The organism is Streptomyces sp. SL06, assembly GCF_058244745.1.
Map to the genome: position 1 here is coordinate 714,382 of NZ_JBSYOT010000002.1, position 17,129 is coordinate 731,510.

The 17,129-nt window shown below is 74.5% G+C and carries 1 protein-coding gene and 1 pseudogene; both read right to left on the reverse strand.

Annotated elements, in window-relative coordinates:
* Positions 1-79: 79 nt before the first annotated feature.
* Positions 80-3,451, reverse strand: coding sequence for a type I polyketide synthase (locus AC4IHM_RS03405; protein WP_490870751.1), 3,372 nt, complete (start codon positions 3,449-3,451; stop codon positions 80-82).
* Positions 3,452-3,542: 91 nt separating this feature from the next.
* Positions 3,543-16,871: pseudogene (locus tag AC4IHM_RS03410) on the reverse strand (SDR family NAD(P)-dependent oxidoreductase); the annotation flags it as partial.
* Positions 16,872-17,129: the final 258 nt, after the last annotated feature.

Below are 17,129 nucleotides of genomic sequence, written 5' to 3' on the forward strand. Positions count from 1 at the left end.
CGAGAAGGACGCGGTGGCCGGGGCGGGGCGGGCGCGGTGCCCGTCGGCGTGCTCGTGGTCACACCGGCGGGCACCGCGGTCAGGCGAGCCCCAGCTCGTTGTCGATGAGGTCGAACATCTCGTCGTCCGTGGAGGTGTCGAGGTCGGAGTCGTCGCCGTCGCCGTCCTGGGTGGCGTCGAGCTTCCACTGGAGGGCCTTGAGGCGCTGGGCGAGGTGGGCGCGGTCCTGGTCGTCGAGGGCGGCGCCGCCGACGGCGGCTTCGAGATCGGCCAGTTCGGCGAAGACGGGCTGGTCCGGTTCCGCGGTGTGCGTGCCGAGTTCGGCGTGCAGGTGGCGTACGAGGGCGGCCGGGTCGGGGTGGTCGAAGATCAGGGTGGTGGGGAGGGTGAGTCCCGTGTCGGCGTTGAGCCGGTTGCGGAGTTCGACCGCGGTCAGGGAGGACATGCCGAGGTCGAGGAAGCCGCGGCCGGCGTCGAGGGAGTCGGCGGAGGCGTGGCCGAGGACGGCGGCGACGTGGCCGAGGACGGTTCGGTGCAGGAGCGCCCGCTGCTGGGGTGCGCTGAGGGCGGCGAGGCGTTCCCGGAAGTCCGCGGGGGTGCCGTGGTCCGGGTTGGTGGTGGCGGTGCGGCGGGTGGCCGGGCGGGCCAGGGCCCGCAGCAGCGGGGGTGCCTCGTCGGCGCGCAGGGCGCGGGTGTCGAGCCGTACGGGGACGAGGTGGGCGGTGTCGAGGAGGGTGGCGGCGTCGAGGAGGCCGAGTCCCTGGTCGGCGGTGAGGGGGCGGATGCCGTGGCGTTCCAGGCGGGCCAGGTCGGCGCGGTCGAGTTCGCCGGTGAGGTCGCTGCGGTCCTCCCAGAAGCCCCAGGCGAGGGAGTGCGCGGTGAGGCCGCGGGCGCGGCGGTGGGCGGCGAGGGCGTCGAGGAAGGCGTTGGCGGCGGCGTAGTTGGCCTGGCCGGGGGCGCCGGCGACGCCCGCGTAGGACGAGAACAGCACGAAGGCGGAGAGCTTGGTGTCGCGGGTGAGATCGTGCAGGTGCCAGGCGGCGTCGGCCTTGGGCCGCAGGACGTGGTCGAGGCGGTCGGGGGTGAGGCCGTCCAGCAGGGCGTCGTCGAGGACGCCGGCCGCGTGGACGACGGCGGTCAGGGGGTGTTCGTCGGGTATGGCGGCCAGGACCCGGGCCAGTCGGTCGCGGTCGGCGGCGTCGCAGGCCGCGAGGGTGACTTCGGCGCCCAGTCCGGTGAGTTCGGCGGCGAGTTCGCGGGCGCCGGGGGCGTCGGGTCCGCGGCGGCCGGTGAGCAGCAGGTGGCGTACGCCGTGCCGGGTGACGAGGTGGCGGGCGACGAGGGCGCCGAGGGCGCCGGTGCCGCCGGTGATCAGGACGGTGCCCGAGCCGGTTCCGTCGCCCCAGGGGGCGGTGACGGCGGGTGCGGGGGTGTGTTCGGGGTGGTCGGTGCGGACCAGGCGGGGCACGGTGACGGTGCCCGCGCGGACGGCGAACTGGTGCTCGCCGGTGCGTGCGGCGGTGGCCGCGGCGGTGAGGAGGGCGTCGGCGGAGTCGTCGGGTCCGTCGTCGGGTGCCGGGTCGAGGTCGGCGAGGAGGACGCGGCCGGGGTGTTCGTTCTGCGCGGAGCGCAGCAGGCCCCAGGCGGTGGCTTCGGGAAGGCCGGGCACGGTGTCCTCGGGTCCCGCGGCGACGGCGCCCTGCGTGACCACGAGGAGGCGGCTGCCGGTGAGGTGGGGTTCGCGGAGCCACTCGGTCGCCAGGGCGAGGGCCCGGTGGGCGCAGGTGTGGGCGGCGTCGGCGGGGTCGGTGCCGGTGGTGTGGCCGTGGTGGGCGACGACCACGGCGGGGGGTTCGTGGGTTTCGTCGGCGAGGGCGGCGGCGAGGGCGGCCGGGTCGGCGTAGTGCCGGACGGGGAGGCCGCGGCGTTCCAGGGCGGCGGTGAGTCGTCCGGGGGTGCCGAGTACCGCCCAAGTGCCGGTGTCGGGCGTGGTGGTGGCGGCCGGGTCGGTCAACGGGGTCCACACCAGGTGGTGCAGGGGGTGCGGGCCGGTGGCGGCGGGCAGCCGGTCGGGGCCTGCGGGGCGGGTCTCGGCGGTGCCGGTGAGGACGGGGGCGCCGCCGTCGTCGTGGGCGTCGATCCTCCAGGTGCCGTCCGTGGTGCGGGTGAGGCGGACGCGGAGGCGGGTGGCGCCGGTGGCGTGGACGGTGACGTGGTGCCAGGCGGTGGGCAGGTGGGGCAGCGGGTCGTGTTCGGTGGTCGCGGCGAGGGCGAGGGCGCCCTGGAGGAGCGCCGGGTGGAGGCGGAAGCGGGCGGCGTCGGCGTGGGCGGACTCGGGGAGCGCCACGTCGGCGAGGACGGTGTCGCCACAGCGCCGCAGGGACCGTACGGCGTGGAAGGGTCCGGTCAGGTCGAGTCCGTTGGCGTGCAGGCGGTCGTGTGCCTCGCCGGTGTCGACGGTCGTGTCCGCGGGGGCGGCGTCGGCCGGGGCGGCGGGGGCGGGTTCGGTGGTCGGGGTGGTGAGGGTGCCGGTGGCGTTGCGGGTCCAGAGTGCCGGGTCGTCGGCGGTGCCTGCGGGGCGGGAGTGGATGGTGAAGGGGCGTCCGTCGGGGCCGGGTTCGGCGGCGACGGTGAGCTGGATCTCGACGCGTCCCTCGTCGGGGACGGTGATCGGGAGGTGTTCGTCGAGGGCGGCCACCGTGGGCAGGCCGGTCTCGTCGCCGGCCCGGACCGCCCAGTCGAGGAGGGCGGTGGCGGGCACGAGGGCGATGCCGTGGGCGCGGTGGGCGTCGAGCCAGGGCTGTGCGGCGAGGGAGAGGGTGCCGCCGAGGACGGCTCCGCCGTCGGCGAGGGTGACGGCGGTGTCGAGGCCGGCGGGGTCGCCGTGGCCGGTGCCGGCCTCCAGCCAGTAGCGGTCGCGCTGGAAGGCGTACGTGGGCAGGTCGACGGGCCGGCCGTGGGAGACGGCGGGCCGCCAGTCGACGGGGACGCCGGCGACGTGGGCGGCGGCGAGCGCGGTCAGGACGCGGGCGGTGCCGCCGTCGTCGCGGCGCAGCGAGCCGAGGGCGACGGCGTCGGTGCCGGCGAGGGTGTCCTCGACGGGGACGGTGAGGACGGGGTGCGGGCTGCACTCGACGAACACGTCGTGGCCGTGGTCGGCGAGGGCGCGCAGGGACTCCTCCAGGCGGACGGTTCCGCGCAGGTTGCGGTGCCAGTAGGTGGCGTCGAGGCCGCTGCCCGGCTGCCAGTCGGCGGTGACGGTGGAGAAGAACGGGATGTCGCCTTCGCGGGGTTCGATGCCGTCGAGGGCGGCGGGCAGGGTCTCGGCGAGGCGGTCGACGTGCGCCGAGTGGGAGGCGTAGTCGACGGGGATGCGGCGGGCGCGCAGTCCGCGTTCCTTGCAGGCGGCGAGGAACGCGTCGAGGCCGTCGGTGGCGCCCGAGACGACCACGGAGGAGGGCCCGTTGACGGCGGCGACCGAGAACGTCGGGCAGGCCGTCGAGGAGGGTCGAGACCTCGTCGTGGGAGGCGGCGACGGCGGCCATGCCGCCGTCGCCGGAGAGTTCGCGGGCGATGGCCCGGCTGCGTACGGCGACGACGCGGGCGGCGTCGGCGAGGGAGAGGGCGCCGCTGACGGCGGCGGCGGCGATCTCGCCCTGGGAGTGGCCGAGTACGGCGGCGGGCCGCAGGCCGTGGGCGCGCCACACCTCGGCGAGGCAGACCATGACGGCCCAGGTGGCGGGCTGGACGACGTTGACGCGTTCGAGGTCGGGGGCGCCCTCCTGGCGGCGGAGCACGGCGGTGAGGGACCAGTCGACGTGGGGGGCGAGGGCCTCCTCGCAGGCGGCCATGCGATCGGCGAAGACCGGGGAGGTGTCGAGGAGTTCGGCGCCCATGCCGGCCCACTGCGAGCCCTGGCCGGGGAAGACGAGGACGGTCCTGCGGTCGCGTCCGGCGCCGCGTCCGCCGCTGGTGACGGCGGCGGAGGGGCTGCCGTCGGCGAGGGCGGCGAGGGCCGCGCGGAAGTCGCCGGCGGTCGTGCCGACGAGGACGGCCCGCTTCTCCAGCAGGGCCCTGCTGGTCACCAGGGAGTGGGCGATGTCGGCGGGGGCGGTGTCCGGGTGGGCGTCGAGGTGGGCGAGGAGCGCCTTGGCCTGGCCGCGCAGGGCGGCGTCGCCGCGGGCGGAGAGGATCCAGGGCAGCGGGCCGGCCTGGGTGTCGGGGGCGGGGGCGTCCTCGGTGGGGAGGGTGTCGGCGGGGGCCTGTTCCAGGATCACGTGGGCGTTGGTGCCGCTGATGCCGAAGGAGGACACGGCGGCGCGGCGGGGCCGTGGGGCGGAGGGTTCGGGCCAGGCGGTGTTCTCGGTGAGCAGGCGTACTCCGTCGCTCTCCCAGTCGACGTGCGGGGTGGGCGCGTCGATGTGGAGGCTCTTGGGCAGGAGGCCGTGGCGCAGCGCGAGGACCGTCTTCATCACACCGGCGACTCCGGCGGCGGCCTGGGTGTGGCCGAGGTTGGACTTCACGGAGCCGAGGAGCAGCGGGTGGCCGCCGTCGCGTTCGCGGCCGTAGGTGGCGAGGAGGGCCTGTGCCTCGATGGGGTCGCCGAGCCGGGTACCGGTGCCGTGCGCCTCCACGGCGTCGACCTCGGCGGGGGTGAGGCCCGCGTCGGCGAGGGCGGCGCGGATGACGCGTTGCTGTGCGGGCCCGTTGGGGGCGCTGAGGCCGTTGGAGGCGCCGTCCTGGTTGACGGCGGAGCCGCGGACCACGGCGAGGACCTGGTGACCGGAGCGGCGGGCGTCGCAGAGGCGCTCGACGAGGATCAGGCCGACGCCCTCGGCGAATCCTGTGCCGTCGGCGGCGGCGGCGAAGGGCTTGCAGCGGCCGTCGGCGGCCAGTCCGCGCTGCCGGGAGAAGTCGACGATGATCTCGGGCGAGGACATCACGGTGACGCCGCCCGCCAGGGCCATGGTGCACTCGCCGCGGCGCAGCGCCTGGAGCGCCATGTGCAGGGCGACCAGGGAGGAGGAGCAGGCGGTGTCGACGGTGACCGCGGGGCCTTCGAGTCCGAGGGTGTAGGCGACGCGGCCGGACAGGACGCTGTTGGCGTTGCCGTTGTTGACGTAGCCGACGATCTCCTCGGGGACGTGGGCGACCCGCTTGAGGTAGTCGCTGGAGGAGAGTCCGGCGAAGACGCCGGTGCGGCTGCCGCGCACGGAGCGGGGGTCGATGCCGGCGCGTTCGAAGGTCTCCCAGGCGGTCTCCAGCAGGAGGCGCTGCTGCGGGTCCATGGCGAGGGCCTCGCGGGGGGAGATCCCGAAGAAGTCGGCGTCGAAGTCGGCGACGCCGTGCAGGAAGCCGCCCTCGCGGGTGCGGGAGCTGCCCTGGTGTTCGGGTACGGCGTCGTAGAGGGAGTCGAGGTCCCAGCCGCGGTCGGCGGGGAAGGGGCCCACGGCGTCGGTGCCGTCGGCGAGCAGCCGCCACAGGTCCTGCGGGGAGCGGACCCCGCCGGGCAGCCGGCAGGCCATGCCGACGACGGCGAACAGTTCGTCGGCGCCGTGCGCGGCGGGTTCCGGGGCGGGTGCGGCGGGCTGCGGGGTGCCGTCGTCGAAGAGTTCGGCGTCGAGGAGGGCGGCGAGTTCGGCGACGGTCGGGTGGTCGAAGACGAGGGTGGCGGGCAGTCGCAGTCCGGTGGCGCCGCTCAGCCGGTTGCGCAGTTCGACGGCGGTCAGGGAGTCGAAGCCGAGGTCGCGGAAGGCGCGTTGGCCGTGCAGCCGGTCGGGTTCGGCATGGCCGAGTACGGCTGCCGCGTGGGTGACGACGAGGTCGCGCAGGGCGGCGAGGCGTTCCTCGGCGGAGAGCGTGGCCAGCCGCAGTCGCAGCCCGTCGGTGCCGTTCGCGGTGCCCGTGTCGGCGCTGCGGCGCACCGGGCCCCGGTACAGGGCGCGCAGCAGGTGCGGCACCTCGCCGCCGGTGGCGCGCAGTTGCCCGGTGTCGATGCGGATGGGGACGAGGTGGGGGCGCTGTTCGGCGAGCGCGGCGTCGAAGAGGGCCATGCCGTCGGCGGCGGACAGCGGCAGCACGCCGGAGCGGCGGACGCGGGCGAGGCCGGTGTCGTCGAGGGTGCCGGTGAGCGCGCTGGTGTCGGCCCACAGGCCCCAGGACAGTGAGGTGGTGGGCAGGCCTTCGGCGCGGCGGCGGTGGGCGAGGGCGTCGAGGTAGGTGTTGGCGGCGGCGTAGTTGGCCTGTCCGGCGTTGCCGAAGACGCCGGCGCCCGCGGAGAACAGCACCAGGTCGGCGAGGTCGAGGTCGCGGGTGAGGCGGTCGAGGTGGCGGGCGGCGTCGGCCTTGGGGGCAAGGACGGTGCGCAGCCGTTCGGGGGTGAGGGATTCGAGCGCGCCGTCGTCGGTGACGCCCGCGGCGTGCACGACCGCGGTGAGGGGGTGTTCGGCGGGTACGGCGGCAAGGGTCGCGGCGAGCGCTTCGGCGTCGGCCGCGTCGCAGGCGGCGAAGGTGACCTCGGCACCCGACTCATTGAGTTCGGCCGCGAGTTCGGCGGCGCCGGGGGTGTCGGGTCCGCGGCGGCCGGTGAGCAGCAGGTGGCGTATGCCGTGCCGGGCGACGAGGTGCCGGGCGAGCAGGGAGCCGAGGACGCCGGCGCCGCCGGTGATCAGGACGGTGCCGTCCGGGTCCCAGGCGCGCGGCAGGGTGAGGACGATCTTGCCGTAGTGCTTGGCCTGCGCCATGTGGCGGAAGGCCTCGCGGGCGTGGCGGATGTCCCAGGTGACGGTGGGCAGGGGCCGCAGGGCGCCGGTGGCGAAGAGTTCCCCGAGGTCGCGGAACATCTCCTGGATGCGGTCCTCGCCGGCCTCGCGCAGTTCGTACGCCTGGTAGAGGGCGACGCCCGGGTGGTCGTGGCGGACCTGCTCGGGGTCGCGGACATCTGTCTTGCCCATCTCGACGAGGCGTCCGCCGGGGGCGAGCAGGCGCAGGGAGGCGTCGACGAAGTCGCCGGCGAGGGAGTTGAGGACGACGTCCACGCCGCGTCCGCCGCTGGTGGCGCGGAAGGTGTCCTCGAAACCGGTGGTGCGGGAGGAGGCGAGGTGGTCGCCGTCGAAGCCGTCGGCGCGCAGCAGGGTGCGCTTGTGGTCGCCGGCGGTGCCGTAGACCTCGGCGCCCCAGTGCCGGGCGAGTTGGACGGCGGCCATGCCGACTCCGCCGGCGGCGGCGTGCACCAGGACCGATTCGCCCTCTCCGAGGTGGGCGAGGTCGCGCAGCCCGTAGTAGGCGGTGAGGAAGGCGACGGGCACGGAGGCGGCCTGGGTCCAGGTCCAGCCCTCGGGCACGGGGGCGACCATACGGGCGTCGGCGACGGCGTGGGTGGCGAAGCCGCCGGAGACCAGGCCCATGACACGGTCGCCGGGGGCGAATCCGGTGACATCCGCGGCGACGGCGGTGACGACGCCCGCGGCCTCGGCGCCGAGCAGGACGGCGGGGCCGGGGTACATGCCGAGGGTGTTGAGGACATCGCGGAAGTTGAGTCCGGCGGCGCGGACCTCGATCCGCAGGTGTCCGGCGGGGAGTTCGCCGGTGGCCTCGGGGGCGGGCACGAGGTCGAGCCGGTCGACGGAGCCCTTCTCGGGGATGTCCAGCCGCCAGGCGTCGGTGTCCTCGGGAGCGTTGAGGCGGTCGGCGGGGCGGGTGCGGGCCAGCCGCGGGGCGTGCAGGGTGCCCTGGCGGATCGCGGTCTGCGGTTCGCCGGTGGCGAGCGCGGCGGGCAGGGCCTGCCAGGAGTCGTCGTGGACGTCGAGGTCGACGAGGACGAGACGGCCGGGGTGCTGGGACTGGGCGGACCCGACCAGGCCCCGGACGGCGGCGCCGGTGAGGTCGGTGACGGGGTCGCCGGGTCCGGTGGCGGCGGCGCCGCGGGTGACGACGACGAGCGGAGCCGTGCCGGTGCGGTCGTCGGCGAGCCAGGCCTGCACGGTGGCGAGGGTGGCGTCCAGCACCGCGTCGGGCACGTCGGGGGTCGTGGCGGGGGCCGGGTCTGTGCCCGTGCTTGGGGCTGCGTCGGCCTCGGTGGTGAGGTCGGGCGGGGTGCCGGGGGCCGCGGCCGCTCCGGCGAACAGCAGCGTGGCCGCGGGTGTCCGTCCGGTGGCGTCGATGTGCTCGCCCAGCGCGGCCAGGTCGGGGAGGACCGGCAGGGCGGTGCCGTCGAGGGTGACGGTGTCGCCGGACGCGGCGGCCGGGGCGCCCAGGACGGCCCAGCCGGTCGCGGGCGGTACGGCGGCGGGCGGGGTGACGGTGGTCCAGTCGAGGTGGAACAGCCAGTCGCGGGCGGCCCGCGCGGACGGGTCGAGGGTCTCGGCGGCGACCTCGCGCACGGTGAGCGCCTCGATGACGGCGACGGGCGCACCGGTCGGGTCGGTCATGTGGACGGTGACGGTGTCCTGTCCGGTCCGGGTGACCCGGACGCGCAGCGCGGTGGCGCCGGTGGCGTGCAGGCGGACCCCGGTCCAGGCGAAGGGCACGACGGTACGGGCGTCGCTGCCGGGCACCAGGTTGGCGGCGTGCAGGGCGGCGTCGAGGAGCGCCGGGTGGATGCCGAAGCGGCCGGCGTCGCCGCGGACCTGTTCGGGCAGGCGGACCTCGGCGAACATGTCCTCGCCGCGGCTCCAGACGGCGCGTACGCCCTGGAAGACGGGCCCGAACTCGTAGCCGCGGCCGGCGAGTAGGTCGTAGAAGCCCTCGGCGGCGACGGGGGTGGCGCCGCGCGGCGGCCAGATCACGAAGTCCTCGGGCCCGTCCACCGAGGGGGCGCCGGGCTCGGTGAGGGTGCCCTGGGCGCGTGGTGTCCAGCCGTCCTCGGTGGCGCCGTCGGGGCCGGTGGCCCGGGTGTGGACGGTGACGGGGCGGCGTCCGGTCGGGTCGGGTTCGCCGAGTGCGATCTGTACCTGTACTTCGCCGCGTTCCTGGAGGACGACGGGCGCCTGGAGGGTGAGTTCGTCGATCTGGCCGCAGCCGAGGGCGTCACCGGCGCGGATGACGGACTCGACGAGCGCGGTGCCGGGCACGATGACGGTGCCGGAGACGGCGTGGTCGGCGAGCCAGGGGTGGGTGCGCAGGGACCAGCGTGCGGTGGCCACGAGGCCGTCGCCGGTGGCGAGTTCGACGGAGGCGCCGAGCAGCGGGTGCTCGGGCGAGTCGAGTCCGGCGGAGGTGACGTCGCCGCCGAGGTCGGCGAACCGCGGCCAGTAGCGCTGCCGTTGGAAGGGGTAGGTGGGGAGGTCGACGCGGGTGGGGCGGGTGCCCTCGTAGTACGCCGCCCAGTCCACCGCGCCGCCCAGCGCCCACACCTCACCCAGCGACAGCGTGAAACGCTCCACACCACCCTCGTCACGCCGCAGCGTGCCCACCACACCGGCCCGCACCCCCGCATCCTCAATGGTCTCCCGCACCCCCGTCGCCACCACCGGATGCGCACTCACCTCCACAAACACCCGGAACCCGTCATCCAGCAGAGCACGCGTACCCGCCTCGAACTCCACCGTCGACCGCAGATTCCGATACCAATACCCCCCGTCCAGCTCCGCCGTGTCCAACACCCCACCCGTCACCGTCGAATAGAACGGCACCTGCGCCGGCCGGCCCACCACCGACCCCAACAACCCACCCAACTCCTCCTCAATCCGCTCCACATGCACCGAATGCGACGCATAATCCACCGCCACCCGACGCGCCCGCACCCCCAACCCCTCACACCGCACCAACAACTCGTCCAACGCACCCACATCACCCGACACCACCACCGACGACGGCCCATTCACCGCCGCCACCCCCACCCGGCCCCCAAAACCATCCAACAAACCCCGCACCTCACCCACACCACACGAAACAGACACCATCCCACCCAGCCCCGACAACCCACGCAACGCCCGCGACCTCAACGCCACCACCCGCGCCCCGTCCTCCAACGACAAACCCCCCGCAACCACCGCCGCAGCAATCTCCCCCTGCGAATGACCCACCACCGCAGCCGGCACCACACCCCGCGAACGCCACACCTCCGCCAACGACACCATCACCGCCCACAACACCGGCTGCACCACATCCACCCGCTCCAACGAAGCAGCACCCTCCACACCCCCCACCACATCCAGCAAAGACCAGTCCGTAAACGGCTCCAACACCGCCGCACACTCAGCCATCCGCGACGCGAACACCCCCGACTCCGCCAACAACTCCACCGCCATACCCACCCACTGCGACCCCTGACCCGGGAAGACGAAGACGACTTCGCCGGAGCACTCGGCCGCGGTGCCCTCGATCAGTCGGGCGGAGGCCTCACCGGCGGCGAGCGCGTCGAGTCCGGCGAGGAAGTCCTCGGGGTCGCGGCCGACGACGACGGCACGCTCGTCCATCGCCACCCGCGACACAGCCAGAGAGTGCGCCACATCCAGCGCACCCGCACCGGAGGACCGGACGAACGCGGCCAGACGCGCCGCCTGCTCCCCCACCGCCACCCGCGACTTCCCCGACACCACCCACGGCAACCACCCCGCGTCGACGACCGAACCCTCGTCCGACACCTCCGACGGCTCGTCCGCCTCCGTGGGCTCCTCCACCGGGGCCTCTTCGAGGACGAGGTGGCCGTTGGTGCCGCTGATGCCGAAGGAGGAGACGCCGGCGCGACGGGGCCGGCCGGTCTCCGGCCAGGGCATGGCCTCGGTGACCAGGCGGACGGCGCCGCTGGACCAGTCGACGACGGAGGTCGGCCGCGTGATGTGCAGGCTGCGGGGGAGGACGCCGTGGCGCATCGCCAGGATCATCTTCATCATCCCGGCGACGCCCGCGGCGGCCTGGGTGTGGCCGATGTTGGACTTCAGGGAGCCGAGGAGCAGTGGCCGGTCGGCGGGGCGGTCCTGGCCGTAGGTGGCGAGGAGGGCCTGCGCCTCGATGGGGTCGCCGAGCGGGGTTCCGGTGCCGTGCGCCTCGACGGCGTCGACCTCGGCGGGGGTGAGGCCCGCGTTGGCGAGGGCCTGGCGGATGACGCGTTGCTGGGAGGGGCCGTTGGGCGCGGTGAGGCCGTTGGAGGCGCCGTCCTGGTTGAGCGCCGAGCCACGGACGACGGCGAGGACGGGGTGGCCGTTGCGGCGGGCGTCGGAGAGCCGCTCCAGCAGCACCAGGCCGACGCCCTCGGCGAAGCCCATGCCGTCGGCGCCGTCGGCGAAGGCCTTGCAGCGGCCGTCGGGGGCGAGTCCCCGCTGCCGGGAGAACTCGACGTAGGGCTCGGGGGTGGACATGACGGTGACACCGCCCGCGAGGGCCATGGTGCTCTCGCCGGTGCGCAGCGACTGGAGCGCCAGGTGCAGGGCGACCATGGACGAGGAGCAGCCGGTGTCCATGGTGACGGCGGGGCCCTCGAAGCCGTACGTGTAGGAGAGGCGGCCGGAGGCGATGCTGGAGGCGTTGCCGGTCATCAGGTGGCCGGCGAGCTGCTCCTGTGCGGCGGCGCCGCCCAGGCGGATCTGGTAGTCGGTGGTGATGCTGCCGACGTAGACGCCGGTGGCGGTGTTGCGCAGGGTCTCGGGGTCGATGCCGGCGCGTTCGAAGGTCTCCCAGGAGGTTTCCAGGAGCAGGCGCTGCTGCGGGTCCATGGCCAGGGCCTCGCGCGGGGAGATCCCGAAGAACGCGGGGTCGAAGCCGGCGGCGTCCTGGATGAAGCCGCCTTCCCGGCTGTACGTGGTGCCGTGCCGCTCGGGGTCGGGGTCGTACATCGAGTCGAGGTCCCAGCCGCGGTCCTCGGGCGCGGTGGAGACGGCGTCGACCTCTGCCGCCATCAGGTCCCACAGTGCCTCGGGGGTGGTGACGCCGCCGGGGAAGCGGCAGGCCATGGCGACGACGGCGATCGGTTCGTCGGTGACACCGGCGGCTACCACGACGGGAGCGGCGGCGGTCCTGTCCTCGCCGAGCAGTTCGGTGCGCAGACGGGCGGCGACGGCGGCGGTGTTGGGGTGGTCGAACAGGAGGGTGCTGGGCAGGCTGACGTCGGTGGCGGCGGCGATCCGGTTGCGCACCTCGACGGCGGTCAGCGAGTCGAAGCCGAGGTCCTTGAAGGCGCGGTTGACGTTGACGGCGTCGGGCGAGGAGTGCCGCAGGGCGGTGGCGACCTCGGCGCGGACCAGGTCGCTGAGTACGCGGTCCTGCTCGGCCGGGGTGAGGGAGCGCAGCCGGTCGCGCAGGGCATGGGTGTCGGGTGCCGCGGCGGCGGCCGTCTCCAGGGCGCGGCGCACCTCGGGCAGGTCGCCGAGGAAGGGGCTGGGCCGGGCGGCGGTCAGTACGGGGGCGTAGGCCTGCCAGTCCACGTCGAGGACGGCGGCGTGCGCGACGCCTTCGGCGACGGCGGCGCGCAGCGCGGTGACGGCGGTGGCCGGGTCCATGGGGGTGAGTCCGTCGTGGCTCATCCGGTCGGTGAGCACGTCGGCGGTGGCCATGCCCGCGTCGGCCCACGGTCCCCAGGCGACGCAGGTGACGGGCAGGCCCTCGGCACGGCGCCGCTCGGCGACGGCGTCCAGGTAGGCGTTGGCGGCGGCGTAGTTGGCCTGTCCGGCGTTGCCGAGGACGCCGACGATCGAGGAGAACAGCACGAACATGCGCGGCGCGTGAGGGCGCGTCAGTTCGTCGAGGTGGGCGGTGCCGAGGGTCTTCGGGCGCAGGACGGCCTCGAAGCGGTCCGGGGTGAGGGCGTCCAGGACGCCGTCGTCGAGGACGCCCGCGGCGTGCACCACGCCGGTGAGGGGGAGGTCGGCGGGGAGGGTGTCCAGGAGGTGGGCGAGCCGGTCGCGGTCGGCCACGTCGCAGTCGACGACGGTGACCTCGGCGCCCGAGTCACGGAGTTCGGCGGTGAGTTCGGCGACGCCCGGGGTGTGCGTTCCGCGCCGGCCGGTGAGGACCAGGTGGCGGGCGCCGGAGGCGGCGAGCGAGCGAGCGACCTGGGCGCCGAGGGCGCCGGTGCCGCCGGTGATCAGGACGGTGTCGTGGTCGCCCCAGCCGCCGAGCCCGTCGTCGTCGACGGCGGGGCGGGCCCCGGCCGTTCCGGTGCGGTCGGCCGGGTCCTCGGCGGGGGCGGGCTCGGGGAGCGGCAGGCGGGCCAGTCGGCGGGCGTACGCTCCCGAGGACCGTACGGCGAGCTGGTCCTCGGTGCCGTCGAGGAAGCCGGCGAGCCGGGCGAGGGCGCGGCCGTCGGGTTCGGCCGGCAGGTCGACGAGTCCGCCCCAGGCGTCGGGCAGTTCGAGGGCGACGGCGCGGCCGAAGCCCCAGGTCTCGGACTGGAGGGGCGCGGTGAGCCGGTCACGGCAGTCGACGGTGACGGCGCCGCGGGTCAGCGCCCAGACGCGGGCGCCGGTCCCGGTCAGGGCGTGGACGAGGTTCTTGGCCGCGGTGATCGCGCGCGGTACGGCCGGGTGGTCCGGGTGGGGGGTCTCGTCGAGGGCGAGCAGCGACAGGACGCCGACGATGTCCTGCGGCGCGCCGGTGCCGCCGGAGGCGGAGCCGGCCGTGCCGGTGCCGTCGGCGGTACCGACCGCGGCGGAGCCGGCCGGGGCGGAGCTGCCCGTGCCGGTGCCGGCCGCGGCGGAGCCGCCGGTGCCAGTACCGGCCATGGCGGAGCCGCCCGCACCAGTACCGCCCTCGTCAATGCCCCCCGCGGCGATCCCGTCCGTGCCGGTGAGGAGTGCCGTGAGTGCTGCGGTGTCCTCGTCGCCGTTGAGGTCGTGGCGTTCGACGCGCAGGCCGCGGGCGGTGAGTGCGCCGAGGACGGCCTCGACCCATGGGTCGTCGGTGTGTCCGGCCGGGACGAGGACGGGCCAGCGTCCGTCCGGGGTGGCGCCGTCGGCTCCGGTGAGGGGGGTCCAGGTGACGCGGTAACGCCAGGTGTCGAGGGTGGCGCGCAGGGTGCGGCGGCGGCGCCAGGAGGCGAGGGCGGGCAGCAGGGTGCCGAAGGCGTCGATGTCGTCGCCTGTGACCTCCAGGACGGAGGAGAGCCGGGTGATGTCGCCGCTCTCGACGGCCGACCAGAAGTCGCCGTCGGCGGCGTCGCCGGTGACCGCGGCGGCGGCCGACTCGGCGGGTGTCAGCCAGTACTGGTCACGGCGGAAGGGGTAGGTGGGGAGGTCGACGCGGGTGGGGCGGGTCCCGTCGTAGTACGCCGTCCAGTCCACCGCGCCGCCCAGCGCCCACACCTCACCCAGCGACAGCGTGAAACGCTCCACACCACCCTCGTCACGCCGCAGCGTGCCCACCACACCGGCCCGCACCCCCGCATCCTCAATGGTCTCCCGCACCCCCGTCGCCACCACCGGATGCGCACTCACCTCCACAAACACCCGGAACCCGTCATCCAGCAGAGCACGCGTACCCGCCTCGAACTCCACCGTCGACCGCAGATTCCGATACCAATACCCCCCGTCCAGCTCCGCCGTGTCCAACACCCCACCCGTCACCGTCGAATAGAACGGCACCTGCGCCGGCCGGCCCACCACCGACCCCAACAACCCACCCAACTCCTCCTCAATCCGCTCCACATGCACCGAATGCGACGCATAATCCACCGCCACCCGACGCGCCCGCACCCCCAACCCCTCACACCGCACCAACAACTCGTCCAACGCATCCACATCACCCGACACCACCACCGACGACGGCCCATTCACCGCCGCCACCCCCACCCGGCCCCCAAAACCATCCAACAAACCCCGTACCTCACCCACACCACACGAAACAGACACCATCCCACCCAGCCCCGACAACCCACGCAACGCCCGCGACCGCAACGCCACCACCCGCGCCCCATCCTCCAACGACAAACCCCCCGCAACCACCGCCGCAGCAATCTCCCCCTGCGAATGACCCACCACCGCAGCCGGCACCACACCCCGCGAACGCCACACCTCCGCCAACGACACCATCACCGCCCACAACACCGGCTGCACCACATCCACCCGCTCCAACGAAGCAGCACCCTCCACACCCCCCACCACATCCAGCAAAGACCAGTCCGTAAACGGCTCCAACACCGCCGCACACTCAGCCATCCGCGACGCGAACACCCCCGACTCCGCCAACAACTCCACCGCCATACCCACCCACTGCGACCCCTGACCCGGAAACACGAACACCGGACCGCTCACGCCGTCACCGGCGACACCCTGGACGACGTGCGGGTGGGGCCGCCCCGCGGCCAACGCGTCCAGCCCGGCCAGCAGTTCACCGGTGTCGCGGCCGACGACGACGGCACGCTCGTCCATCGCCACCCGCGACACAGCCAGAGAGTGCGCCACATCCAGCGCACCCGCACCGGAGGACCGCACCGACGCGGCCAGACGCCCCGCCTGCTCCCCCACCGCCACCCGCGACTTCCCCGACACCACCCACGGCAACCACCCCGCATCGACGACCGAACCCTCGTCCGACACCTCCGACGGCTCCTCCATCGGGGCCTGTTCCAGGACCAGGTGGGCGTTGGTGCCGCTCACGCCGAAGGAGGAGACGGCGGCGCGGCGCGGACGCCCGGTCTCCGGCCAGGGGGTGTTCTCGGTGAGGAGTTCGACTCCGCCGTCCGACCAGTCGGCGTGCGGGGTGGGCGCATCGATGTGGAGGCTCTTGGGCAGGACGCCGTGGCGCATGGCCTGCACCATCTTGATGACGCCGGCGACACCGGAGGCGGCCTGGGTGTGGCCGGTGTTCGACTTCAGGGAGCCGAGCAGCAGCGGGTGGGCGTCGCCGCGGTCCTTGCCGTAGGTGTTGAGGAGGGCCTGCGCCTCGATGGGGTCGCCGAGCGTGGTTCCGGTGCCGTGCGCCTCTACGGCGTCGACCTCGGTGGAGGTGAGGCCGGAGTCGATGAGGGCCTGGCGGATCAGACGTTGCTGAGAGGGGCCGTTGGGCGCGGTGAGGCCGTTGGAGGCGCCGTCCTGGTTGATGGCGGAACCGCGGATCACGGCGAGGACCTGGTGGCCGCTGCGGCGGGCGTCGGACAGCCGCTCCAGCAGGATCAGGCCGACGCCCTCGGCCCACCCGGTGCCGTCGGCGCCCTCGGCGAAGGCCTTGCAGCGGCCGTCGGCGGCGAGCCCCCGCTGCCGGGAGAACTCGGTGAACATCTTCGGCGTCGACATGACGGTGGCGCCGCCGGCCAGGGCGAGGGAGCACTCGCCCTGCCGCAGCGACCGTACGGCCAGGTGCAGCGCGACCAGGGACGACGAGCAGGCGGTGTCGACGGTGACGGCGGGGCCCTCGAAGCCGTACGTGTAGGAGAGGCGGCCGGAGGCGACGGCGACGGTGTTGCCGGTGAGCAGGTGCCCTGCGACCTCTTCCTGGCGGCCCCGGGAGGCGCCGTCGTAGTCGCCGTGGCCGGTGCCGACGAAGACGCCGGTGGCGCTGCCGGTGAGGGTGTCGGGGACGATGCCGGCGCGTTCCAGGGCCTCCCAGGAGGTTTCCAGGAGCAGGCGCTGCTGCGGGTCCATGGCCAGGGCCTCGCGCGGGGAGATCCCGAAGAACGCGGGGTCGAACTCGCCCGCCTCGTGCAGGAATCCGCCCTCGCGGGTGTACGTGGTGCCGTGGCGGTCGGGGTCGGGGTGGAAGAGGTGGTCGAGGTCCCAGCCGCGGTTGGCGGGGAACGCGGAGATGGCGTCCACGCCGTCGCGGGCCAGCTCCCACAGGTCGTCCGGGGTACGCACGCCGCCGGGGTAGCGGCAGGCCATGGAGACGACCGCGATCGGCTCGTGGTCGCGGTTCTCCGCCTCGCTGAGCTGCTGCCGTGCCTCCTGGAGGTCGGTGACGGCCCGCTTGAGGTACGCGCGGAGCTTGTCCTCGTTCGACATCAGGTGCCCACCTCTCACTCAGACTCCGGAAATCGCCGTGAGCGGCGAATTCCGAATTCCACGCCCCGACCCTGTTCGCTGTCCCGGCGGGAGTAAGCGCCCGGCACGGGAAAGGGGACCGGTGCCGTATGGCGGGTGCCGGTCCGGAAGCCAGTGTGGGCCGTCTTGGACTGCAGGTTTCCCTAGAGCATGGGGCGGTCGTGGGAGGTGGGGGCCTGTCGGTGAGGGGTCGGCGGGCAGATTACTGGGGAATTCCCT